The sequence below is a fragment of the Brevibacillus centrosporus genome (assembly GCF_003710815.1).
Lineage (GTDB): Bacteria > Bacillota > Bacilli > Brevibacillales > Brevibacillaceae > Brevibacillus > Brevibacillus centrosporus.
The window spans coordinates 69,076-90,437 of sequence record NZ_RHHP01000017.1 but is presented as its reverse complement, the minus strand read 5'-3'; the positions used below and the strand labels follow the sequence as shown (position 1 = coordinate 90,437).

Annotated in this window: 24 protein-coding genes, 1 pseudogene and 1 riboswitch; of the genes and pseudogenes, 9 read left to right on the top strand and 16 right to left on the bottom strand. The window is 50.5% G+C overall.

Going from position 1 to position 21,362, the window contains the following annotated elements:
- Nucleotides 1-135: 135 nt before the first annotated feature.
- Together EDM55_RS16925 and EDM55_RS16920 are read right to left on the bottom strand one after the other, a co-directional pair.
- Nucleotides 136-822, bottom strand: coding sequence for a copper homeostasis protein CutC (locus tag EDM55_RS16925; RefSeq protein WP_122960854.1), 687 nt, complete (start codon nt 820-822; stop codon nt 136-138).
- A gap of 87 nt (nt 823-909) precedes the next feature.
- On the bottom strand, nt 910-1,917 hold the full coding sequence (locus EDM55_RS16920) for an asparaginase (protein WP_122960853.1): 1,008 nt from the start codon (nt 1,915-1,917) through the stop codon (nt 910-912).
- Between the two features lie 183 nt (nt 1,918-2,100).
- Nucleotides 2,101-2,138: riboswitch (PreQ1 riboswitch) on the top strand.
- Nucleotides 2,139-2,236: 98 nt separating this feature from the next.
- Between EDM55_RS16920 and queC the strand changes: the two genes are divergently transcribed.
- From queC to queF, 4 genes are read left to right on the top strand one after another with little or no spacing between them, the layout of a single operon-like run.
- On the top strand, nt 2,237-2,905 hold the full coding sequence (queC, locus tag EDM55_RS16915; RefSeq protein ID WP_122960852.1) for a 7-cyano-7-deazaguanine synthase QueC: 669 nt from the start codon (nt 2,237-2,239) through the stop codon (nt 2,903-2,905).
- Entirely contained in the window at nt 2,905-3,393 is a 489-nt protein-coding gene (gene queD, locus EDM55_RS16910; protein WP_122960851.1) for a 6-carboxytetrahydropterin synthase QueD, read from the top strand. Before queC ends, queD begins: the two co-directional genes overlap by 1 nt.
- The gene (gene queE, locus EDM55_RS16905) at nt 3,390-4,115 is read left to right on the top strand and encodes a 7-carboxy-7-deazaguanine synthase QueE (RefSeq protein ID WP_122960850.1); all 726 of its coding nucleotides are present in this window, start codon (nt 3,390-3,392) and stop codon (nt 4,113-4,115) included. Before queD ends, queE begins: the two co-directional genes overlap by 4 nt.
- 47 nt (nt 4,116-4,162) lie before the next feature.
- On the top strand, nt 4,163-4,660 hold the full coding sequence (queF, locus tag EDM55_RS16900; protein WP_122960849.1) for a preQ(1) synthase: 498 nt from the start codon (nt 4,163-4,165) through the stop codon (nt 4,658-4,660).
- A gap of 121 nt (nt 4,661-4,781) precedes the next feature.
- Here queF and EDM55_RS16895 read toward each other — a convergent pair whose 3' ends face one another.
- The 4 genes from EDM55_RS16895 to EDM55_RS16880 all read right to left on the bottom strand — a co-directional run bounded on the left by EDM55_RS16895 (nt 4,782) and on the right by EDM55_RS16880 (nt 7,623).
- On the bottom strand, nt 4,782-5,522 hold the full coding sequence (locus tag EDM55_RS16895; protein WP_122960848.1) for a metallophosphoesterase family protein: 741 nt from the start codon (nt 5,520-5,522) through the stop codon (nt 4,782-4,784).
- Nucleotides 5,523-5,783: 261 nt separating this feature from the next.
- Entirely contained in the window at nt 5,784-6,305 is a 522-nt protein-coding gene (locus tag EDM55_RS16890; RefSeq protein ID WP_174769290.1) for an MgtC/SapB family protein, read from the bottom strand.
- Between the two features lie 30 nt (nt 6,306-6,335).
- Nucleotides 6,336-7,028: a hypothetical protein gene (locus EDM55_RS16885; protein WP_092275735.1), complete on the bottom strand. Its 693-nt coding sequence runs from the start codon at nt 7,026-7,028 to the stop codon at nt 6,336-6,338.
- Nucleotides 7,029-7,086: 58 nt separating this feature from the next.
- Nucleotides 7,087-7,623 carry a GNAT family N-acetyltransferase gene (locus EDM55_RS16880; RefSeq protein WP_092275959.1) on the bottom strand — a complete coding sequence of 179 codons (537 nt, stop codon included), beginning with the start codon at nt 7,621-7,623 and terminating at the stop codon, nt 7,087-7,089.
- 143 nt (nt 7,624-7,766) lie between these two features.
- Here EDM55_RS16880 and EDM55_RS16875 point away from each other — a divergent pair, with 143 nt between their 5' ends.
- Both EDM55_RS16875 and EDM55_RS16870 read left to right on the top strand, forming a co-directional pair.
- A complete protein-coding gene (locus EDM55_RS16875) occupies nt 7,767-8,285 on the top strand; it encodes an acyl-CoA thioesterase (protein ID WP_092275738.1) in 519 nt (172 codons plus the stop codon).
- 144 nt (nt 8,286-8,429) lie between these two features.
- Entirely contained in the window at nt 8,430-8,606 is a 177-nt protein-coding gene (locus EDM55_RS16870) for a hypothetical protein (protein WP_246070938.1), read from the top strand.
- 143 nt (nt 8,607-8,749) lie between these two features.
- Here EDM55_RS16870 and EDM55_RS16865 read toward each other — a convergent pair whose 3' ends face one another.
- Nucleotides 8,750-9,991 carry a BCCT family transporter gene (locus tag EDM55_RS16865; RefSeq protein WP_373863309.1) on the bottom strand — a complete coding sequence of 414 codons (1,242 nt, stop codon included), beginning with the start codon at nt 9,989-9,991 and terminating at the stop codon, nt 8,750-8,752.
- Between the two features lie 201 nt (nt 9,992-10,192).
- Here EDM55_RS16865 and EDM55_RS31045 point away from each other — a divergent pair, with 201 nt between their 5' ends.
- Together EDM55_RS31045 and EDM55_RS16855 are read left to right on the top strand one after the other, a co-directional pair.
- Nucleotides 10,193-10,327 carry a hypothetical protein gene (locus EDM55_RS31045; protein ID WP_258957909.1) on the top strand — a complete coding sequence of 45 codons (135 nt, stop codon included), beginning with the start codon at nt 10,193-10,195 and terminating at the stop codon, nt 10,325-10,327.
- A gap of 3 nt (nt 10,328-10,330) precedes the next feature.
- On the top strand, nt 10,331-10,699 hold the full coding sequence (locus EDM55_RS16855; protein WP_092275744.1) for a VOC family protein: 369 nt from the start codon (nt 10,331-10,333) through the stop codon (nt 10,697-10,699).
- Nucleotides 10,700-10,909: 210 nt separating this feature from the next.
- Here EDM55_RS16855 and EDM55_RS16850 read toward each other — a convergent pair whose 3' ends face one another.
- The 3 genes from EDM55_RS16850 to EDM55_RS30330 all read right to left on the bottom strand — a co-directional run bounded on the left by EDM55_RS16850 (nt 10,910) and on the right by EDM55_RS30330 (nt 15,290).
- Nucleotides 10,910-13,834 carry a WG repeat-containing protein gene (locus EDM55_RS16850; protein ID WP_122960846.1) on the bottom strand — a complete coding sequence of 975 codons (2,925 nt, stop codon included), beginning with the start codon at nt 13,832-13,834 and terminating at the stop codon, nt 10,910-10,912.
- Nucleotides 13,835-14,071: 237 nt separating this feature from the next.
- Nucleotides 14,072-15,172: an NAD(P)-dependent oxidoreductase gene (locus EDM55_RS16845; RefSeq protein ID WP_259676090.1), complete on the bottom strand. Its 1,101-nt coding sequence runs from the start codon at nt 15,170-15,172 to the stop codon at nt 14,072-14,074.
- Nucleotides 15,123-15,290: a hypothetical protein gene (locus EDM55_RS30330; RefSeq protein ID WP_174769291.1), complete on the bottom strand. Its 168-nt coding sequence runs from the start codon at nt 15,288-15,290 to the stop codon at nt 15,123-15,125. Before EDM55_RS30330 ends, EDM55_RS16845 begins: the two co-directional genes overlap by 50 nt.
- A gap of 132 nt (nt 15,291-15,422) precedes the next feature.
- On the opposite strand from EDM55_RS30330, the gene EDM55_RS16835 reads away from it, so the two are divergent.
- A complete protein-coding gene (locus EDM55_RS16835; RefSeq protein ID WP_122960844.1) occupies nt 15,423-15,851 on the top strand; it encodes a DMT family transporter in 429 nt (142 codons plus the stop codon).
- Between the two features lie 10 nt (nt 15,852-15,861).
- Here EDM55_RS16835 and EDM55_RS16830 read toward each other — a convergent pair whose 3' ends face one another.
- From EDM55_RS16830 to EDM55_RS16810, 6 genes and pseudogenes are all read right to left on the bottom strand, one after another.
- On the bottom strand, nt 15,862-16,335 hold the full coding sequence (locus EDM55_RS16830; RefSeq protein WP_092275753.1) for a hypothetical protein: 474 nt from the start codon (nt 16,333-16,335) through the stop codon (nt 15,862-15,864).
- 120 nt (nt 16,336-16,455) lie between these two features.
- Entirely contained in the window at nt 16,456-17,076 is a 621-nt protein-coding gene (locus EDM55_RS16825) for a cysteine peptidase family C39 domain-containing protein (RefSeq protein ID WP_122960843.1), read from the bottom strand.
- Between the two features lie 135 nt (nt 17,077-17,211).
- Nucleotides 17,212-18,219 carry a histidinol phosphate phosphatase domain-containing protein gene (locus EDM55_RS16820; protein WP_122960842.1) on the bottom strand — a complete coding sequence of 336 codons (1,008 nt, stop codon included), beginning with the start codon at nt 18,217-18,219 and terminating at the stop codon, nt 17,212-17,214.
- Between the two features lie 260 nt (nt 18,220-18,479).
- Nucleotides 18,480-18,617, bottom strand: a complete 138-nt coding sequence (locus EDM55_RS30325; protein ID WP_170184395.1) for a hypothetical protein — start codon at nt 18,615-18,617, stop codon at nt 18,480-18,482.
- Nucleotides 18,618-18,707: 90 nt separating this feature from the next.
- Nucleotides 18,708-19,859 carry a M20 metallopeptidase family protein gene (locus EDM55_RS16815; RefSeq protein ID WP_092275762.1) on the bottom strand — a complete coding sequence of 384 codons (1,152 nt, stop codon included), beginning with the start codon at nt 19,857-19,859 and terminating at the stop codon, nt 18,708-18,710.
- Between the two features lie 52 nt (nt 19,860-19,911).
- Nucleotides 19,912-21,301, bottom strand: a pseudogene (locus EDM55_RS16810) (YfcC family protein).
- Between the last annotated feature and the right edge of the window lie 61 nt (nt 21,302-21,362).

The following is a 21,362-nucleotide window of genomic DNA, read 5'->3' as shown; positions in this document are numbered from 1 at the left end:
TCGTTTCATTTCATAATCATCCTATCATTCCAAATCTTCCGTGTCAAACAAAAGGGAATTTTCTAAAAACAACAAAAAAAGCCGAAACGTCCACTTGAGTGACGTCGGCTTTCATTTCCCTTATTCTTCTCCCGGCTAACCAAGGAAGCTGTTTTTTAACGTCCGTACTTTCCCCGCATCCACGTAGCGGAGAGCCTGGCCCTCTTCACGGACGCCTGTACCGACGTGAATCTCACTCACACCGGTTTTTTCCGCAAGCCCCTTCGCATTTTGCAGAGTCAACCCACTTCCCGCCAAAATAGACAGCTGGGTATGCTCGGTCAGTTGGACAAGGTTTGCGATGCATTCGGCACCCTCGATCGCATTCTTTTGTCCACCAGAAGTCAGGATGTGACGCACCTGCGGGTATCTGAGCAAAATCTTGGCTGCTGCCAGCTGGTCTGTCGCCTCATCGAAAGCACGGTGAAAGGTCACATCCAGTCCGTCCGCCTCAGGCAGAAGCATTTCCAACCCGCGCACATCCAGCTTTCGATCATCGGTCAGCATCCCAATCACAATCCCAGCCGCTCCGATCTCTCGGATCACGCGCACGTCCTCCCGCATGACATAGCATTCATCCTGCGTGTAGCAAAACGACTGAGCATGTGGACGTACCATGACATTAACCGGAATGGATACGGCTTTTACCACGGCTTCGATCAAGCCCCAGCTGGGAGTCAAACCACCTTCCAAAATGCCTGTAATCAGCTCCAGCCGGTCTGCTCCACCTAGCTCTGCCCGCTTGGCATCCTCCACTGAAGTCGCAATTACTTCCACGATCATGTTTCCATTCCTCCGCTTTATTGCCATAATGTGGTCATTGTATATGGTGGGAGGGGTTTGTGCAAGTTTATCGAATGGTTGCGCAATTTATCGCCGCTCAAGCGTAAATACGGCCCGTTTTTCACCGACGACCAGCTGGTTATCGTTTTTAATTTCCGTTGGAACGAGGTCGTGCAGCCGTTGAATCGTTTCCTGGTTCTCGTAGTTGATCTGCGTCAGAATCGAGGCAATGATGAGCGGCCACACCTGCTCGGACCCATCGATGACCTTCAGTGAAAAGCTGATTCTTTCCTTTTTCAAGGCAAAACCGTAAACACCCATGGCGCCGCCTTTGGCGATGATATTCGGGTCTTCCAGAAGAGCCGTGCAGGTGAAGTTGTGGCTGGCAATGATATCTGGGTTTTCCGTCATCCAGCCCGTAATCTTGACCACGGCTGCCCGCATCTCCTCGTCTTCGATCAAATCCGGGCAAGCGAGCTTCAGGTAGGAGATCGCCAAATGCTTGAGCGGCAAGGCAAACACCGGGAACCCACATCCGTCAACGCCTAGCTGGATCTGCTCTCTTGGATATTCCGCCAGCTCGGCAAACGCCGTGAGTGCCTCCTGCTGAGCCGGATGATCCATCTCATAGTAGTCATGCGTGGAATAACCGCGTTCTTTGGACAAAGCCAGAAAGCCCAGATGCTTACCTGAGCAATTGTGAAACAGTCTGCGCTTGGACACACCCTGCGTCAAACAAGCGAATTTCGGTTCTTCATTTAAAGGGTAGGTGGGATTGGTAAGAAGCTCCTCTTCCCTGATCCCGGTCTTGGCCAGCACCGATTCCAATGCTTCCATGTGGTAGACTTCGCCGCGATGAGACGCCGTGAACAAAGCCGCTTCTCTGCTCGTTAATCCGAACTTTTCATCGATTTTCTCTCTGGCGACGGGAATCGCCTGAAAGGGTTTGGCAGCAGAGCGCAAAAAGGCTACATGCATGTCGTCCCCAGATGAATAGATCACTTCACCGCGATCGTTTACCCCGCATACAATCCCTGCATGAATATTCTCCAACACACCTCCGCGAAATTCTTCTACTAATGTACTGAATTTCATCCTCGTCAACCTCTCCATAGCAGGATCACTACGACTTTGCAACGCCATACTAGCAGGCGTCTACCCAAGCGTCAATGAAGAATTGCAAAATTACAACAGTCCATAAAGGAAGCATTCTGTTGTATACTATCCTTGGGTGCAGCCCGGCTGTGCCCAATCACATACGAAATCCATGCGGACAGCATGGGAGAGGTTCGCGAACTCCCTCTATAAAAAACTAATGTGTACACAGTACCTTTCTTTGGTATTGTTTTGTTTTTTTATGAGTCTGGTTCAAGAACTCTCTTTCTTCCCACTACGGAAAAGGAGATGGAGAGCGATGAAAAAGGAAAAAGCCATCGTTGTATTCAGCGGAGGACAGGACAGCACGACTTGCCTGTTCTGGGCGAAGCAGCAATTTGGCGAAGTAGAAACTATCACGTTTGACTACGGGCAGCGGCACAAGCTGGAAATCGAATGTGCCCAGCAAATCGCCCGCGAGCTCGGCGTGAGCAACACGGTATTGGATATGAGCCTGCTTAATCAGCTGGCACCCAATGCCCTCACCCGCACCGACATTGACATCACCCAAGAAGAAGGTCAGCTTCCTTCTACGTTCGTCGACGGTCGCAACCTGCTGTTTTTATCTTTTGCAGGTGTATTCGCCAAACAGCGAGGCGCGCGTCATCTCGTCACCGGCGTATGCGAAACGGACTTTAGCGGCTATCCCGACTGCAGCGATTCGTTCGTCAAATCGCTGAATGTGACACTGAACCTGGCGATGGACTATCCATTTGTCATCCACACCCCACTTATGTGGTTGAACAAAGCGGAAACATGGAAGCTGGCGGACGATCTGGGTGCCTTCACCTATATCCGCGAGAAAACCCTCACCTGCTACAACGGCATCAAAGGGGACGGCTGCGGCAAATGCCCTGCCTGCCATCTGCGAAAAGCCGGACTTACCACGTATCTTTCCGAGAAAAACCAGCAAGGAGCGCATTCCTGATGAGCGGGAACTTTGACTTCCGCATCGTCGACCGCATGCAGCAGCTTGGCACACACATCGAAAAATCCCAGCTGCGCTATCACAACAAACGCGTCTTGGTCAGCAAGGAATTTACCTTTGACGCCGCTCACCATCTGCACGCCTACGAAGGAAAATGCAAAAATCTGCACGGACACACGTATCAGGTCGTCTTTGGCATTAGTGGCTATCCGGACGAAATCGGATTGGTCATCGACTTCGGTGACATCAAGCAAATCTGGAAAGAGCACATCGAGATTTATCTGGATCACCGCTATTTGAATGAAATGCTCCCACCGATGAATACCACAGCAGAAAACATGGTTGTCTGGATTTTCGAGCAGATGGAACAGCAGCTTGCCTCAGAAGCTTACCGTGACCGTTACAATGGAGCGCGTGTGGAGTTCGTTCGCCTGTTTGAGACGCCCACCAGTTACGCCGAAGCCAGACGGGAGTGGATGTACGAATGAGTCGGATCCCCGTGCTGGAAATCTTCGGACCCACCATTCAAGGAGAGGGCATGGTCATCGGACAAAAAACGATGTTCGTGCGTACGGCCGGCTGCGATTACCGCTGCAGCTGGTGTGACTCTGCTTTTACCTGGGATGGCTCTGCCAAGGATGAGATTAAACAGATGACGGCTGAGGAAATCTGGGAAGAGCTCTACCGTCTTGGCGGGGACTGTTTTTCGCACGTAACCATCTCCGGCGGAAACCCGGCATTGCTTGCGAGCATCGATGGATTGGTAGAGCTGTTACAGTCACGTGGCATTCGCTCTGCAGTCGAGACGCAGGGCAGCAAATGGCAGGACTGGCTGGCTCAGATTGACGATGTCACTCTTTCGCCGAAGCCGCCGAGCTCCGGGATGAAAACAGACTTTGATGTGCTGGATCAGATTGTGGCAAATCTGCTTTGCGCCAAACACAGCGGAGTCAGTCTGAAAGTCGTCATTTTCGACGAGGCAGACTTCGAATACGCGCGCGGCATCCACAGACGCTATCCCAGCATTCCATTTTACTTGCAGCCAGGCAATGCCGACCTCGTCGAAGCGAATACCGAGGAGCTGCGCACCAAGCTGCTGGAAACGTTTGAATGGCTGATCAATATGGCGATGGCTGCCCCTGATTTAAATGATGTGAAAGTATTGCCGCAGCTCCACGCTCTGGTGTGGGGGAACAAACGCGGCGTGTAAATAGAACGACACTGAAAAACCTTAATGAAACGAGGAGACAATCTTATATGGCAAACCAGCAGGAACGCGATCTTACTTCCTTGACGCTCTTAGGCAACCAAGGCACGACTTACCCGCAAACCTATGACCCAAGTGTACTGGAGTCCTTTGACAACAAGCATCCGTACCGCGATTACTTCGTGAAATTCAACTGCCCGGAGTTCACCAGCCTGTGCCCGATCACCGGTCAGCCTGACTTTGCGACGATCTACATCAGCTACATTCCCGACATCAAAATGGTCGAGAGCAAGGCGCTCAAGCTGTACTTGTTCTCGTTCCGCAATCACGGAGACTTCCACGAGGACTGTGTCAATATCATCATGAACGACCTGATCAAGCTCATGGATCCGCGCTACATCGAAGTGTGGGGCAAATTCACCCCGCGCGGCGGCATTTCCATCGATCCGTATTGCAACTACGGCAAGCCAGGGACCAAGTATGAGGAAATGGCGATGCATCGCTTGATGAACCATGATATGTACCCGGAGAAAGTCGATAATCGGTAGAAGTAGATAGCGTTGCTAACGAAAAAGGGGCTGTCCCAAGAGCCATAAAAATGGCTGAGGGATAACCCCTTCTTTTTTTCTGTCTAAAGAAGACCGCGAGCACAGATCCCAAGACTCATTCTTAAACCGACTGCAGAACGTCTACCACCAAACTCCGATCCGTCTCTTCTCCATGCAGTTTCTCGGTAGGCTCGAAGCCTGGCATTCCCTTGTGAAACGTTGCGATATGATCCGCAAGGCTACTGTCATCAATAGGAATGTGACTGATTTTCACTTTCCCCTCAGAAAGATCAACTACCCGGAAAGCTGGAATGTCCAGGCATGCAGCGGTTTGTATGTAGTGCCAGCCGTCCTGCTGAACAATTAAATTCACGTGGTTATGCCCGCAGAAATAGAAGCCGTATCCTTCCTTCTTCTTCAAAACTTCCTTTATATTAATGTCCGGATGAATGGATCCTTTCTCATTGGTAGAACGTGCTGTCGTCGCATATACCGGATGATGGGCGAAAATAAAGACCGGTTTGTCCCCGGATGTTTCGAGCTGAGATTGCAGCCATTGCAGCTGCTCCTCATCCATCTCTCCCCCCCAGTCATCCTCATTCATTTCTTTGGTCGTATCGATAAAAAGGAGCATGACTTCTTCCATATCGATAGCGTGGTATCGCTGCTGCCCGGTTATGGTCGAGATTTCGGTTTTAGGAAGAGATAGCGTGTCGTGGTTGCCGAGCACGTGGATAAAGGGGCGTCCGCTGCTTTCGATCGAGTCAATTACGAATTCGAGCTCTTCCGGGTGGCCCTCATGCGTCAGGTCACCCAAGGAAATATGGAGATCTGCATCCCAACTATTTTGTTTCCTTTTGATTGTAAGGGCGAAGTATTAACCTAGTTGTTGGCTGTAAGAAGGAATCTTAAGATTTTGTTAAAGTGCAGAGGGGGATTAGTCGAGAATAGTATACTGTCAGATGGATCGATACTTACGGATCATACGGAAGGAACCCTAGCGGAAGGATCATACAGATAGTTACAGCTAGACATGAGTGGCACGATCAAACTCCTGATCTCGCACAAAAAAGACCCGAATCGATCACCTGCCTAGATCCGGGCCCTCCTGTATTCTCCTCATTCAACCCACGCCTTGCTGCTTGACGCTATTTGTTTTCTCGCTGCTTTCCCCTCGCTTGTGCTGGACATCTTCAAAGCGTTGGCTCAGCCTTGCCAAGACAAAGGAAATAATAACAGAGAAAATGACAATTCCATAAAACCCGGCTCCAATTCCAATGCCGATGCCCCCGGCGAAAAAGATCATCGCAGCCGAGGTCAAGCCCTTTACCTGCAAGCCATCCTTCAAGATCACGCCTGCTCCCAAAAAGCCCAGCCCGGTCACGATTTGCGCTGCCAATCGCATCGGATCCATCATCGTTCCGCTGTTCGGGGTACTGTACATTTTTGCACTATAAATGGAGACCAGCGTAATCAGCGTGCAGGCGACAGAAACGTACATATACGTTTTCAGACCAGCTGGCTTGTTTCGATGCGAGCGATCCCACCCGATGAACATGCCGAGTAAAGCACTGACGACAACACGGATATACATCTCCAGATTCATAAAGACATGCTGCTCGTAAATGACATTCAAATATTCCATCCCAAGCACCTTCTTTTAGCGATAGAGACATTATATGCGCTCGTTTGTTGAAAAGACCGGCGGAACTGAATTTGGGACGAACAAAGCAGATACCAGCGAAATGGCACCAATGACAATGATGAACAGACCGACTGGCACCCAAGAGCCGTTAAAGGAATGGATAAGCGTAGTCGCGATTAAAGGCGCCATTTCCCCTGCAAGCGCAGCCCCTACTTGATAGCCTACCGAAATGCCTGTATACCTCACCCTAGCGCCAAACATATCCGAAACAAGCGTCCCCATGACCGCCGTGATTACGCTCCATAGCCCCATTCCCAAAACGGTAGCCAGCGTCAGAGTATAGACTGATTGATAGGAGAGCAGCTGAAAATACGGGAAACGAAGAGCATCATTCCAGATGTGCCCATGATAAAAATTCTCTTTCTGCCGATTTTGTCTGCCAGCATCCCGGTGACAGGAATGACAAAAGCGGAGGACAATGTCCCGAGTGTGACTGCGTTCAAAACCGCCCCTCGTTCCATATGGAGCTGCCCTGTTGCATAGGAGAGGACGAATGTCGCGAAAATATAAAAAGGCGCCGATTCTACCAGCTGATCCCATCTTCGGAATACTGCCGCCAAAGCCTCGCTTGCTTTCCGGAGAATACTCCACAGCTAAGAGCAAAGCCCCTCCCCATTCTCCGCCGATCCCGATCCCCTGAATCAGACGAAGCAAAACGAGCAAGCAGGGAGCCCATCACGTCTCCAGCAGCTACTGCCCCGAGAGAACCTCCTTTTCCTATTTACAGCATCCGCTCCAGCTGAATATCCAGCGGCTCCCTTTCATAGATTCGCTGATTGATTTCAGCAGCAAGCACGCAGCCTGCCGAACGATAAAAATGCTGGGTCTCGATAGATGGATGTGCCGCTATGTACAGCTTTTTGGCTCCGAGAGTTTTTGCTTTTTCACAGCACAGGGCAAACAACGTCCCTCCGATGCGCTTGCCCCTTTGCTCGTTGCTTACGTGGATATAAGGAAGTTCTACGTATTCACCCTGACTGCCAAACAGTTCTCCCTCGATATTGGCAAAGCCAACCAGCGTATCGGTAGCGAAAGCACCCACGACAACGCCGCCCTCGCGCACACATCGCTGCAGATCCTGCAAAACCAGCTGCTTCTTGTCGTCGTCCCAGTGATCCACAAAATGATCGTCTTTTTGCTTCCACTCCCCGCCTTCGATATACCAGACGCGTTTCGTCTCCTGATAGCGGTTAAAGGATCGCAGCAGAGAAGCGTCCAGCTCTGCTGGCGAAAGCTCTCTGTAGCGGATTTCTTCCATAAATCTCGCATCCTTTCTGCCTTTCATGCTATTTCCTTATGCTACCATAGAAGGGAGCTTCTGGCTTGCTTCGCGCATAGGGTTGTGAAACAATATAGCCATTCCCCCCATTCTAAATAAGCTTTCGAAAGGGAGTCCTCTGCATGACAGTAGAACGCTTTGTCCGGGAGACACGCACCTTTAAGGCGAGCCATGTCCTTCCCCCTGACACGAACAACCACAACACTCTTTTCGGTGGCAAGCTAATGTCCTATATCGACGACGTTGCCTCACTCTCTGCCATGAAGCTTGCACGTGGCCCTGTAGTGACAGCCTCGACTGATTCCGTTGACTTTTTGCAGCCTATCCCGATCGACCACGAGGTTTCGCTGGAAGCTTTCGTCACGTGGACGCACAAGACGTCAATGGAGATCTTCGTGAAAATCGTGGCAGAGGATTTGCTCACAGGCGAACGAAATGTTTGTGCGACTTCCTTTTTGACATTCGTCGCTTTAGGAGCAGATGGAAAGCCGACGACAGTTCCGAAAGTCATCCCTGAGACAAAGGAAGAAATCTTCCTGCATGAAAGCGCTCCGGAACGGGCAGATGCCCGCAAGCAGCGCCGCACGCGCAGTAAACATTTGGCCGATCTCCTGGGAACATCCAGACCTTGGGAGACCTGATGTGACCATAACGATAGGAAACCACGTCCCACTTCCACACGGAGTGGGACTGTTTTCTATCTCCTGTATTCGGATCACCCCCTTGCCAAACACAGTCAAAAGTCTTTATACTTTTTGAAGCCCACCATATAAGAGGTGATTGATATGACACAGCTGGAATTAACGACCCTGATTGCCTATCTCGCATTTACGGTCTTTTTTCTGGTCGCGTACAAGCTGGATCAGTTTTCCCTGCTCGGACTTATTATCGCTCTGCTTGCAACGGCTGTACTGGCTGTTCTCTTTTATGTCATCATGGCAAAATACTGGCCTGCGTTGTAAAACAAGAAAAGGCACAGCCCACCGGAAAAGTGGTGTTGTGCCTTTTGACTGATTATGGATTTTAGGATCGTGTTTCCGGAAAATTTCAAACATACAGCTAAAAAAGAGGACTCCCTGAATGGCAGTCCTCTAGCCTAATGCCTCTACACCTCTTTCAAAAGTCTCTCCAACTTTTTCTGCTGCTCCTTCCGCCTTTTTCGTTCGTGGCGAGCCTCTTCTCCTAATGCCTTCAGCAGCGAGTAACACATCAGTACCATGATTACAGCAAAAGGCAGTGCAGCGACGATCGAAGCCGTCTGAAGTCCTTCCAAACCGCCGCTCAGAAGCAATACTACGGCTGTAGCTGACTGGAGAATGCCCCAAGTGATCTTAACGCGATTGGTCGGGTGTAGATTCCCTTCCGATGACAGCATGCCAAGCACAAATGTGGCAGAATCGGCAGAAGTGATAAAGAACACGGTAATCAAAAAGAGGGCGACAAAGCTCAGGATTTGCCCGAGCGGGAGCTGCTCCAAGGCCAAGAACAAGGCAGTGGAAATGTCCTGATGAACGGCAGAACCGATCGGAGCTTGGTCAAACATTTCGAGGTGGAGCGCAGTTCCTCCAAATACGGAGAACCAGATAAAACTGAGCAGGCTGGGGACGAGCATGACGCAAATGACGAACTCTTTGATGATTCTTCCTTTGGATACACGTGCAATAAAAGTGCCGACGAAAGGTGCCCAGGAAATCCACCACGCCCAGTAAAACAGCGTCCAGTTTGCCACCCAGGTTCCTTGCGTGAAAGGAGTGAGGCGCAAGCTCATCGAGATTAGATTATTTAAATAGCTGCCAAGAGTAGTCGTAAAGGTGTCGAACAAAAAGGCGGTCGGTCCCATGAAAAGGGTGAGAAGCAAGAGGCCGAGAGCCAAAACTAGATTGGTATTGCTAAGAAATTTGATTCCTTTATCCAGTCCAGATGTAGAGGATAAAAGATAGAGCACAGTGATGACTGCGATAATGATGATCTGAACGGTAGGGTTGGAAGGGAGCCCAAAGAGATGGGCAAGACCTCCATTAATTTGTAGGGTCCCCAATCCCAGCGAGGTAGCGACACCAAAGGCGGTGGCAATTATGGCGAGCACATCAATGCCTTTGCCGATGGGGCCATTCACCCGGTCACCGAGCAAAGGATAAAATGTGGAAGAGATGAGCCCCTTGGAACCCTTTCGAAATTGAAAGTAAGCTAGACAGAGAGCGATGACAGCATAAATGGCCCAAGGATGAAGCCCCCAGTGAAAAAAAGCAAAGCGCATGGCAGTCTGTGCTGCCTCTGGCGTCTGACCAGCAACACCTGCAGGAGGAGAAAAATAATGGGAGATTGGCTCCGATGAATCCTTCAGCATCGTAATGTGCAAGCCTGCCCATTCGAGCGTGTCCCACAGGAGAGCAGTTTGGGACGGACAGCCTTCCATATCGGGAAGAATCAGATGGTGGATATTTTTACCGAAAAATAGCTGGAAGCAGAAGGATACGTACGCAGGGAGGCCGATCCGAATGACAACCGCTATCAGCTGCTCTTTTTGACAGATTCAGGTCATGAGGTGGTGCCGGAAGTACAAGAAGCGCTAGGACGCGTCAAGAACAAAACCCGTCAAGGTATTACCGACGACGAGTATGATTTGTTGATAGGCATGCTGAAAACCGTGCTTCACAATCTGACTGACAAAGAGGAGGCGTAAGGGATGATCGTGAATCCGTTCATTGTCGTGGACAACTGCAGTGAGGAGATCAAGTACTATCAGAGCGTTTTTGGCGGCGAGATTGTGATTTTGCGCAAGCAAGGGGATGTGGTGCTAAATGCAGACCTGCATGTTGAGGGAGCTACCCTAAAGTTTGCCGATACTCAAGCAGCAAAGCCGATAGGAAAAGGCGATTACGTGAGAGTCTTTTTACGAATAGAGACAGAGGAAGAGTTCCGAAAGATCTACGGGGAATTTGCGACCGATGGCACTGTGCATACAGAAGTATATGAAGCTCCGTTCAATGGGCTGTTGGCTATCGTTTCCGACCGAAACGGAGTATGCTGGGTGCTTTCTTATTATCGAGAGTAACGCTTATTCGTCTGAAACGATTCTGCTCGTTTGCTTACCAAACACAAAAAGGCTGCTGGAGATGCTCCAAGCAGCCTTGTGAATTTGACTGGATGATTGCTTACGTCTCAACTCGCGGAAAGGCAAGCTTTCCTTTCGCTATCCGAGAGTTAAAGAATGGACGGTTCCTCCTACAACTGCTAAATCCCGCTTCAAAGAAGTGGGCTGTTGTTATGGATTTTGCTTGAGGTAGGCAGCCAGAAGCTGAGCAGCCTGTTTGTTGTATTGGTCGATCAAGGTGCTTGACACATTTGCCCTCTCCGCCTGTGGCAAAGGCAGCGCGAGCTCTTCCCATGCTTTCCCGTTGACGAGAATCATCGGGGTGAGCATTTGTTGCTGTGCTGCAGTGAGCGTTGCCGCCGATAGGCTCTTTGCCTTGGCAGCCTGTTTCCCTGCCGTGGTACGCAGCAGCTCCCGAAAGAACATCTCATGATACTCTCTGTACAGGTCCATCGTCTGGTAGTAGCTCATTTTGCCTCGCTCCACCACCAAACCGCGCTTGCCGGCCCATTCCCACAGTTGGGCAGCTGTCATTTTGCTTACCTGCCCAGTCTCCATGAAATAGGAGAGAGCAAACATATCTTCATCGTTTAATGCCACCCGATCCGGGTTTGCTGGGATGATTCCTTTCCCCACCAGCTCTGTCAGCACCTCTTGCTTCCCTGCTTCTTTTGGCAGCCCAAGGTACAATGCCAGATTCCCGAAGAATTTTTGCTCGCTTGGCACATCTGCTGGCCAGCTGTACGGTTTGTCAAAAGAAAGCAGCTCCAGCGGATTTTGCCGCATCTGGCTCGCGTAAGAAGGAAAGCTCTGCAGCGACATCGGTCGATAGGTTATCGCCGGCTTTTTCGTGAGGAAGGCTGTCTGGAACAGCTCCTGTCCCTCCCGATCGAGATAACCGAACTGCTTGTTTGTGGTGTACACGTAGGTCGGCGCCACTCCTGCCTCATTCCATAGCCCCGGAAACACGTCCTTCATTAAAGCGATCGACTCAAATTTGGCCTCTGTCAGAATCGTACCATCGACTTTCAACAGTCCATACAATCCTGTCTGTTGATCCTGGTAAACGATCGCACCTAATTTGTCTTCTCCCGCAGTCAGGTACTTCAGTGCATGATAGCTTTTGCTGGTCAAGCGTTGACCTTCCGGGGAATAAACGTCCCAGTCAGTTCCTCGCTGTACAAATACGTTATCCAATCCGGTTGACGTTTCGATCGCACTTACTTTGTCAAGCGTTCGCGCTATTTGCCCATTTTTATTGGTCCACACGTCATAGGTACCATCCGGTCGTTGAAGCAGCATAAGACTGTTTTCAGCCGTGAATCTCGCTGAAACGCCTACATAATCGAAATCGCTTACCGGCTGCAGCTGACCGTCTGCGATCCGAACCAATGCCACATAAGCGGAACCCGCTTTTGCGCCCGCTGAATAAAGGTTATTGTCCATTTTCGTAAATACAACAGGTGACTGATCCATCTGTCCTTGCTGCAAAGGAATTTGAATGTCCTTTGTCAGCAGCTCTCCCTGCGGCGTGTACAAATCAGCCACTTTTTCGTCCATCGCGACGATCAGCTTCATCTCTCCACCCTCAAAATAAAGGGAGCGATATGCCTTGCTGATTGGCTGCTGGGTCTTTATATCTACGAGAACGAACCCTTTTTCGGTGCTGCCAGCGGTCGTCACATAATCCGTCAGCGCTTCCTTTCTTGGCTCTGTGTCATTGATGATTCGGCCATCGAATCCGTATGCCGCCGTCGTACCATCCGCCGTGTTTTCAACGATCACCCGATTGGATTTTTGATCGTAGTGGATCACCGTACTCTCCTGCGGTTCAAAGATCCACCCTTTACTCTCGGAATAAAGGCCGATGCGCTTACCGTCTTGTATGCTCAGCATACTGTACGTACCGCCGATCGTGGTAACGGAATCAAACCAGACGGTAGGCTCTGCCATCGGCTGCTCCCACCCGGGAATGAGCCCTTTTTTGCCATCCGCACGAATCAGCAATCGAGCTGCCGGCGGCCCTTCTACCCGTGGATAGGTATAGGGCACGATCGTTTTTCCTCCGATCTCGGCAATGCCGTAGAGCCCCGTTTTCGGATCCTGTCCCAGCACGTGGTGGTTGGCCAGTATTTCTGCTCCCTTTTTAAAGGTTTGCGCCGTTCCTTTGGACAGGGAATGGTAGGTGATGCTGTCTTTTGTCATGGTAGTGTAAACATCTGGTTGGTTAAACTCAGTGCCAACGTCGGCGTATTGCGGCTCGACCAGCATTTTTCCGCCTTTCCACAGCCCCACACCATCTGGCCCTTCTATTCGCACAAACCCGTTATTCAGGAAATACAAGGCTTTGTAGTTCGGTTCCAGCGCGTATTTCCCTTCGACATCCACCAGCCCCTCCTTGCCCCCTGATTGGACTTTCAGATACGCCGTTTTCGGACCACCCTCATTGGGGATCAGCGACGCATTTTTCAGCGTAAATGTTGGCGCAAATGTAACCGGATCATACAGGGTGATTTGATTAGTTGTACTTCCCAGGAAGTACCGAACCGGCTCAGCTGACTGGTCGCTCTCCATTGTCGGGTCCATTAGCTGTACCATCGATAGCTTGCCTGCAAAAGGCGGGATCAGCACTTTTCCTGACGAATCCAGCAGCGTGGATGTCTGACCAATCATCGCAACAACAGTGTCATGCTCATCTGACAAATAGTACGCATGTCCTCCAGCGTATTTTGTGGCTGAGAGTTTTCCTGTGGTCAGGTCCAGGTATTGAAACCATCCGCCCTTTTGAACGATGGCGATCTTTCCTGAGGGAATCAACTCGATGCTGTCCCAGATGGCTGGGGTCATTTCTTTTCCAGTCTTGTTATCGAGAAGACCGTATTTTCCGGCCTTTGTGACAGTTGTGTAGCTGGAATATCGGCTGTATCCATCATAGACAGGAGATGTTACGAGCTTCGTCCCATCGGTAAAACCAATTTGATAGTCGGTGATATACGGCTGCACCTCGGAAAAGCTTGCTGCCTGCGCAGTGGGAAGCCACGCGACGCTTGCACCGAGCAGGAAGGCCGTACAGGCCGTGAATATCTTTCTATTCATCCAGTCGTCCCCTCTCCCTCATCTCTTCTTGCTATTAATCAGACGAAGGAAGGTGGAAAAGGTTTCAATTTCCCCAAGCCTGCTTCCAAACGATCTCCCACATCGTCATGCGCTCCGGAATTAATAAGCATAACGCTTATTAATTCCTATACGTTGAGAAAAAGCCACAGCAGAACGGCCGTTTTCCATCACCGTCAGCAGTGGCTTTTCCTTAATGCTATATCGATACTGCCTTACTTATTTCTCAAACCACTTAATCAGGGCTTGCGTACCGTTGTCCTCCATGCCGTTTGCCGCCAGCTCATCGTACAGCGATTTGGACAGCTCCAAACCTGGCGTCAGGAGGCCCATCTCCTTCGCTGCCTCCAGGGCGATCCCCATGTCTTTGATAAAATGCTTGATGTAAAAGCCCGGTTCGAAGTTCCCTGCGATCATGCGCGGTGCCAGATTGCTGAGGGACCAGCTTCCTGCGGCACCAGCAGCGATGCTTTCGAGCACGCGTGTCGGGTTGAGTCCTGCCTTTTTCGCATAGGAGATTGCTTCGCACACACCGATCATGTTGGTGGCAATTGCAATTTGATTGCACATTTTCGTATGCTGACCGGCACCCGGTCCTCCTTGGAGAACGACATTTGTCCCCATGACCTTCAGCAGCGGCTCTACAGCGTCAAACGCTTCCTGATCGCCGCCTACCATGATCGTCAGACGCGCTTCACGAGCACCGATGTCTCCGCCGGACACGGGTGCATCCAGCGAATGCAGATCGCGCTTTTTCGCTTCCTCGTAAATTTTCACCGCCAAGGATGGCTTGGAGGTCGTCATATCAATTAAAAAAGACCCCGGCTTTGCATGAGTAACGATTCCCTCTGCACCGAGATACACTTCTTCTACATCGCTCGGGTATCCTACCATCGTAATGATTACATCAGAAGCCTCTGCGACTTGTGAAACATGTTCTTTCCACACTGCCCCTTGCTCCAGCAGGTCTTCTGCCTTCGCCTTCGTTCTCGTGTACACGACAACCTGGTAGCCTGCTTTCAAGAAATGAGATGCCATGCTTTTACCCATTACGCCAGTTCCGACAAATCCGATTACGGTCTCTTTTGGTTGTAAAGTCAATTTCGCCACTCCTCTTCGTTCATCTCTATCCGACTCTTTTATTTCTCTGAATCCTTCTATTATTCCTGCTACGCCTGTGCATCTGGAATGATTAACCACATTTCTCTCTGCTTTGTCGAAGAAAAAACAAGGTACCCTTCTTGCACAAAAAATCAAGATATATACGACCTCACCCGATGGCCGATCGTTGCTGCTGCGGTTCAATAATCCGCTTGCCATCATTGGCGATATCGAATTCTTTACCCCCTGCGAGGTCCGCAACACGGTGGAATTCGTTTACCCCAGCTTGCTGGTCGCGATCAGCTACAAGACTTTGCAGGAGCGCTATTTGAATCATCCTCCCTTTCTCCAGTTTATCCTGCAAAAAATAAGTCATAAGCTGTACACCTCTTCCAACTCTACGAGCCTGAATCTTTTGTATCCGGTGGAAAACCGTATCTACGAATAGCACGCTCAGGAGGTCATGTTCTTGCAGGGCATTTTGTATTCTTTACTGGCTGGCGTATTCATTTGCTTGCAAAGTGTGTTTAACGCGCAAGCAAGCGAGAAGCTGGGACTGTGGCAGACAAATGCCATCGTACATGGCTTAGGCTTTCTCGTATCCTTTTCGATCTTCCTGTTTGTCCGTGACGGAGAGTGGCAAAAAATCGGGGAGGTCAACAAGGTTTATTTGCTCGGAGGCGTGTTCGGAGCTTTGATTGTATTTGCTGTGATGAAAGGGATTACTTCAATCGGTCCTGCGTACTCCGTATCCATCCTGCTTATCTCGCAGCTTCTCGTCGCGCTGATCATCGATTCCCTCGGCCTTTTTGGCGTGGAAAAGGTACCTATGAATCTAAACAAGGTCATGGGTATAGGCATCATGATCGCAGGTCTGATCATTTTCAAGCTGAAGTAGTGAAGAACAGCTATTTCCGAAAGAGAGAAGACAAACTGTCGTAGCGGCCTTCTTTTCCTAGCACCGTGTACTTGTAGGATAAAAACGCTGTACTCCCCGCCCCGACAAACAAGGCGATGGCAGAAAGCCCTACCAGCTCCATCGAAGGGGTCAACGCCACCTCTCCCTCTCTGCCGCTGTGCAAATAGGCATGGAGAATCTGAAACAGCCAAAAATGGGAGAACAGCGCCCAGCCCCCCGCCACTATCCAATGCTTCCGGTGAATGGCAGACGTCGCTTGCTGTCGAAGCTCTCGTTTTTTCAGCCAGTTGAGGAAAAATCGATAAAAAAGTGGATTGATCAGCAAATAGCCGTAAAAAATCAGCGCTAAGGACGTATGCTGGAAGAGCGTGCTCATCCCCTGTGGAATAAAAACCAGTCCAAAAGGCGTCATCACAAAAGTCAGCAAATAAGATTGCAGCGAGAAAAGAAGCGATTCATACATACCTGGGTTGTCCCCTCCCATGCAGCTTATTCGAGTTCCTTCTCTACCTTAGCAAAATGATTCAGCGAAGCGCATCTAACGAAAGTTAGTACTTTGCTAGATTCCACGTCTTTCGCAGCTTTACTTGCGATCCGACAATGCGATCAATACCCCACGCTTCGCATAAAAACGAGAAAAGTCGTCGAGGCCCAGATGGACGTTTTCCTGGGTAGCCGCCGTATGCCCGGATGGATTGTGAAAAATGAGCTCCCGCCTCTCGCTGTTTTTGCCGAACACGTACACAAGATGACCTCCAAGTCTTGGCGGCGTTACCTCGGGTGTGCGAATGGCAGGATGAACAGAAGCGATGTACACATAGCCCTGATCGAGCAGATCGTAGATTTCTTCGATCGGCGTTTGTTCCTTTACTTCGGCCAAAAGCCCGAACTGCTCGTTGATATAGGTCACAAACGGCCGATAGATCAATCCTTTGATAGAACCATCCTCTTCGACTACATAGCCACCGTACTCTCTGCACGGACGCATCAGCGCAAGCGTGGGAATGACACGGCCCTGCTCATGTGCGAGCAGCATTTTCAAGCAAGCCATTCCACAAATATGAGAGCTCCAGCGCGCATACTCTTGTGGATCTGCTGCCCCTGACAGCTGCCACAGCGGGTCATCCTCAGCATTCATTTTTCCAGATATCAAATCCAGAACCCGCTCGCGAGACTCGAATTGACTGAAATAAGGCACTTTCATCTCTCATCTCCCCTTTCCCAATCGCTCCAATATTCTCCTAATCTTACGCTATTCTCTCTGCAGCGAGCAACCAGACTTCCTGACGAATGCAAATACATAAAGGCACCCCTACCATAGCAGGAATGCCTTTGCTCATTACTCCATATCCTCCAAAGCAACCAGCTTACGGACTCGTTTTTCAAACGTCGCGATCTGGTTGTAGCCAGCTTTGCGAAGCTGTTGCCGTGCCCCTGCCAGATAGCTCCCAATGTGATCCGGAAAATGAGAGTCGGAGGAAGTCGTGATAGGCACCCCATGCTCATGCAGGATTTGCAAGAAGCTGTAGCTCGGGCACATCTCCTTGACTGGATAGCGATAATAGAGGCCCGTATTGATCTCTGTTGCGACGCCGCTCTCTTGCAGGGCACGGGCGATTCGCTGATAAAGCGGGAAAAGCTGTTCCTCTTTGGGACGATAGCCAAAGGCTTTCAAATTGTCTAAATGGGCGACGATCTCAAACAGTTTGCTTCTGATCGCTTTTTCGATCACGTGAAAGGTCCTCTCGTACAGACCCAGAAGGTCTTGCTGCTCAAAGCGTTCCTGGGTATCCGGATTATCAAATCCCCAGCCATCGGCAAAGTGAATGGAGCCAATGACATAATCCCAAGGATAAGCAGCAACCATGGGCGCAAGTACGTCTTCACCTCCGTCAAAATAGTCAGCCTCCATCCCGAGGTGCAGCTGTATGCCGTCCGCTTCCCACGCAGGCTTTTGTGACTCGATGAACGACACGAACTCATCGATCGAATTCGTGCATACTTGATCCAGCCACGTTCTCTGGAGCTTCCCCAGCTCATCATCGCCGACTAGAATGTGCTGTTCAAAATACGGTTTGAACTCTCGAAAGCGATACAGGTGATCGACAATCCCGACTTGTTTCAAGCCCTGCTGCTTGGCACGCATGCGGTAGAGGTCGAGCCATTGCGAGTGGAACGCTCCCTGCTGGATGCGGCTTGCCATCCACTCTGAAATTTGCTCCATCCATTCACGCGTGTGACGTTCGTAACCAGTATGGCGAAAGGCAAGCAGTGCATCTGCCGTCCGATTCCACCAGCGCAGCGAGTACGGCCCTTCCTCTAAATGAACATGATAGTCGACTTTCATTCTGTTTCCCCTCTCTTGGCTTGGGAGCTTCTCTCTTTATTTTACAAGCCCTGATTTTCTCGACTGGGTCCATTCTTTCTGTACCAAGGAAACAAATGCCCGAATCGATGCTACTGCTCCGCTACGACCTGAAACGTTTTTAAATGGCGCAACTCCATCTCGCTGACTCACTCGCTTCCCTGCTGTAACGCTGCGGCACAGCTCAGTTTCCCTCTGCCAGCATCGCTTGTTTCATTTATCGTACCACATGGCGCCGGGACTTACTGAGAGATTCGATACGGATGATTGGGAAGGTCAATTTCTATAGGCAATCCCATCTCCTGCACGGATAGCCACAGCGCATCGGCGTCTGCTGCAGGATGACCCTCCGAAACTTCAACGACCTCACTCCTTTCCATAACCCATATTCTTCCTTTCATCATCCCCAATCCTCACAAAAAAGGCAAGCAATCCTTCTCAGATCACTTGCCTTTCCTTTGATTTCTGTCTTATTCAAACCGACTTACGAGCTGTAAAAACAAATCGATGGCCGTGCCGATCTCTTCTTCATCGATGTCAAAACGCGGATGATGATGCGGGTACTGGCTCTTCTCCCCGCCCATGCCGAACATGAGATAGGTGCTTGGACGCTTTTGTCCGTAGAAGGAGAAGTCGTCTGCCCCCATGACTGGCTCGATTTCAACGGCCACATGCTCGCCGTAGCTTTCACGAATGACGCTTTCTGCAAAGCGGCTCATCTCTTTGTCATTCACGAGGGGAGGCGTGCCGAGAATGTACGAGACTTCCCCTACGGCACCGAAAGTCGTACTCATGCCCTCCGCCAGCCTTTTGACTTCCTCAAAAATAAACTGCCGCGTTTCTTCCGAGAACGTACGGATCGTTCCCGTCATGACCGCCTCGTTTGGGATGATATTGTAGTTGGAGCCTGCCAGTACCTGGCCCACCGAAATCACCGCAGGCTGCACAGGATTCACTTTACGGCTGACGATAGCCTGCAGACCGAGCAGGATGTGTCCGGCTACGTAGGTAGGATCTACCGTTTCGTGCGGGGATGATCCATGCCCCCCTTTGCCTGTGATTTTGATCCGAAAGTCATCCGAGGATGCCATCATGGCTCCGTAATGATACCCGATCTTGCCTTTCTCCAGCGATTGCATCAGATGCATGCCGAACACGGCGTCTGCCCCATCAATCGCCCCTTGCTGAACGAGGGCTTCCGCTCCACTAGGCGACATCTCCTCCGAGGACTGAAACAGGAAGAGGATGTTGTGGCGAATCATGCTGCGATTTTCCGACAACCATTTTGCCACAGCGAGTAAGATCGCCGTATGTCCATCATGTCCGCAAACATGCGCCACCCCAGCGACTTTGGAAAGGTACGGCTTCTCCCCTTCCTCCACGATCGGCAAGGCATCGATGTCTGCTCGCAGTGCAATCGTCTTCTGTCCTTCGGTTCCCCGCAAAAATCCTACCAGATTCGGCGCCGGGTAATCCAGAATCTCAATCTGGAGCTCCTCCAGGCACCTTCTGATGTACACGCATGTCTCGTATTCCTGACCGGACAGCTCCGGATTTTCGTGCAAATAACGGCGATGGGCAACCGCCCAATCGGCCAGCTCTTTATCAACGACTGTACGCATTTGCTTCACTCCTTTTTGGGGAAAACGTCTCAACGTTGTTCATCCCTTTTTGTTAAAATGGGCCATAACCGATGGCGTGTGCAACAATGACTGCGATAATGGCAATCCCATACTGAATCATGATCAGCGGGAATATCCACTTGAGCCAGCGGATATAGGAGATGCCTGCCATTCCTACACCAGCAACCGCGATCCCCGGTATGATGATGTTGGAGATCCCATCCCCGAATTGATACGCAAGCACAGCTGTCTGACGGGTAATGCCCACCAGCTCGGACAGCGGTGTCATGATTGGCATGGTCAGAGCGGCCATACCGCTTCCTGATGGAATGACGAAGCTGAGCAGAGTCTGGAAGCCGAGCATGCCTACTGCTGTGAGAGACGGTGGCAGCTCTTTAATCATGTAAGCCGAGTAATAAAGAATCGTATCCATGATATGACCATCGTTTAGCACCACGACAATCGCTCTTGCTACCCCGATAATCATGGCCCCCGCAAGCAACGCAGCTGCCCCCTTCATGAAGGCATCGACCATCTCATTCGCAGACAGGCGGCCGATGATCCCTACAATGGCACCAAGCAGGATGAACAATCCGGCAATCTCCGTAATGTACCAGCCAAACTCGATGACACCGATGGCAATCGTCACCATGTTCAGCATGAAGCAGGTCAGAATCACTTTGTGGCGCCTTTCAAAAACAACGCCTTTGCTCATCATCTGGTCGATATTGGCTGGATCGTAGGAGCCGTAAATACCAAGGGCAGGATTCTTCTTTACCTTCATCGCGTGCCGGTACACAAACGCGACGGCGGTCAAGTACATGACGATAAAGATGACGATACCGCAGGCCCATCCCCGAAAAGGGCGGCAGCTCAGCGATACCTTGGGCAATCCCGATTGTAAACGGATTCATGACTGCCGATGTAAAACCAACTGATGCGCCCAACAGAACGATTGCGGCTCCAGTCATCGCATCGAATCCAAGTGCGACTGCCAAAGGCACGAGAATCGCTATGTACGGCAGCGTCTCCTCGAACATCCCGATCAAAGAGCCGCCAGCTGCGAAAAACAGCATCATAATAGGAATCAACCATTTTTCCCGATGACCGAGCGTTCGTGCCAACGTCACAATGAACGCTTCCATCGCTCCCGTTGCACTCAGAATGCCGTAGGAGCCCCCGATGATGAGCACGAAAAACATAATGCTCGCGGAATCAACCATCCCGGTATGAATGCTGTTTAGGAAACCCATAAAGCTGATCGGTGATGCGTCCGTGTATTGGAAGGAGTCCGATTGTACGACGCTTCTCCCGTTTACCTCCACCCTCGCATACTCACCAGAAGGTACAATATAAGTGAAAACCACGCAGATAGCTAAGATAGCCAATAAGAGCACAAACACATTGATTTCCGTAAGTTTCGCCAAAGAATTACGCTTCAGATGACTCGCCCCCTGACACTCTTTATTTCATTCGGTATAAAAGTAATAGTAGCGAGTTTGG

What these genes read in the sequence shown, in the direction of transcription:
- EDM55_RS16925 (WP_122960854.1), bottom strand. Translation starts at nt 822, where the DNA reads ATGATCGTGGAAGTAATTGCGACTTCAGTGGAGGATGCCAAGCGGGCA.
- EDM55_RS16920 (WP_122960853.1), bottom strand. Translation starts at nt 1,917, where the DNA reads ATGAAATTCAGTACATTAGTAGAAGAATTTCGCGGAGGTGTGTTGGAG.
- queC (WP_122960852.1), top strand. Translation starts at nt 2,237, where the DNA reads ATGAAAAAGGAAAAAGCCATCGTTGTATTCAGCGGAGGACAGGACAGC.
- queD (WP_122960851.1), top strand. Translation starts at nt 2,905, where the DNA reads ATGAGCGGGAACTTTGACTTCCGCATCGTCGACCGCATGCAGCAGCTT.
- queE (WP_122960850.1), top strand. Translation starts at nt 3,390, where the DNA reads ATGAGTCGGATCCCCGTGCTGGAAATCTTCGGACCCACCATTCAAGGA.
- queF (WP_122960849.1), top strand. Translation starts at nt 4,163, where the DNA reads ATGGCAAACCAGCAGGAACGCGATCTTACTTCCTTGACGCTCTTAGGC.
- EDM55_RS16890 (WP_174769290.1), bottom strand. Translation starts at nt 6,305, where the DNA reads ATGGAATATTTGAATGTCATTTACGAGCAGCATGTCTTTATGAATCTG.
- EDM55_RS16880 (WP_092275959.1), bottom strand. Translation starts at nt 7,623, where the DNA reads ATGGAAGAAATCCGCTACAGAGAGCTTTCGCCAGCAGAGCTGGACGCT.
- EDM55_RS16875 (WP_092275738.1), top strand. Translation starts at nt 7,767, where the DNA reads ATGACAGTAGAACGCTTTGTCCGGGAGACACGCACCTTTAAGGCGAGC.
- EDM55_RS16870 (WP_246070938.1), top strand. Translation starts at nt 8,430, where the DNA reads ATGACACAGCTGGAATTAACGACCCTGATTGCCTATCTCGCATTTACG.
- EDM55_RS16865 (WP_373863309.1), bottom strand. Translation starts at nt 9,991, where the DNA reads ATGCTGAAGGATTCATCGGAGCCAATCTCCCATTATTTTTCTCCTCCT.
- EDM55_RS16855 (WP_092275744.1), top strand. Translation starts at nt 10,331, where the DNA reads ATGATCGTGAATCCGTTCATTGTCGTGGACAACTGCAGTGAGGAGATC.
- EDM55_RS16850 (WP_122960846.1), bottom strand. Translation starts at nt 13,834, where the DNA reads ATGAATAGAAAGATATTCACGGCCTGTACGGCCTTCCTGCTCGGTGCA.
- EDM55_RS16845 (WP_259676090.1), bottom strand. Translation starts at nt 15,172, where the DNA reads ATGGCAAGCGGATTATTGAACCGCAGCAGCAACGATCGGCCATCGGGT.
- EDM55_RS30330 (WP_174769291.1), bottom strand. Translation starts at nt 15,290, where the DNA reads ATGATTCAAATAGCGCTCCTGCAAAGTCTTGTAGCTGATCGCGACCAG.
- EDM55_RS16830 (WP_092275753.1), bottom strand. Translation starts at nt 16,335, where the DNA reads ATGTATGAATCGCTTCTTTTCTCGCTGCAATCTTATTTGCTGACTTTT.
- EDM55_RS16825 (WP_122960843.1), bottom strand. Translation starts at nt 17,076, where the DNA reads ATGAAAGTGCCTTATTTCAGTCAATTCGAGTCTCGCGAGCGGGTTCTG.
- EDM55_RS16820 (WP_122960842.1), bottom strand. Translation starts at nt 18,219, where the DNA reads ATGAAAGTCGACTATCATGTTCATTTAGAGGAAGGGCCGTACTCGCTG.
- EDM55_RS30325 (WP_170184395.1), bottom strand. Translation starts at nt 18,617, where the DNA reads ATGGAAAGGAGTGAGGTCGTTGAAGTTTCGGAGGGTCATCCTGCAGCA.
- EDM55_RS16815 (WP_092275762.1), bottom strand. Translation starts at nt 19,859, where the DNA reads ATGCGTACAGTCGTTGATAAAGAGCTGGCCGATTGGGCGGTTGCCCAT.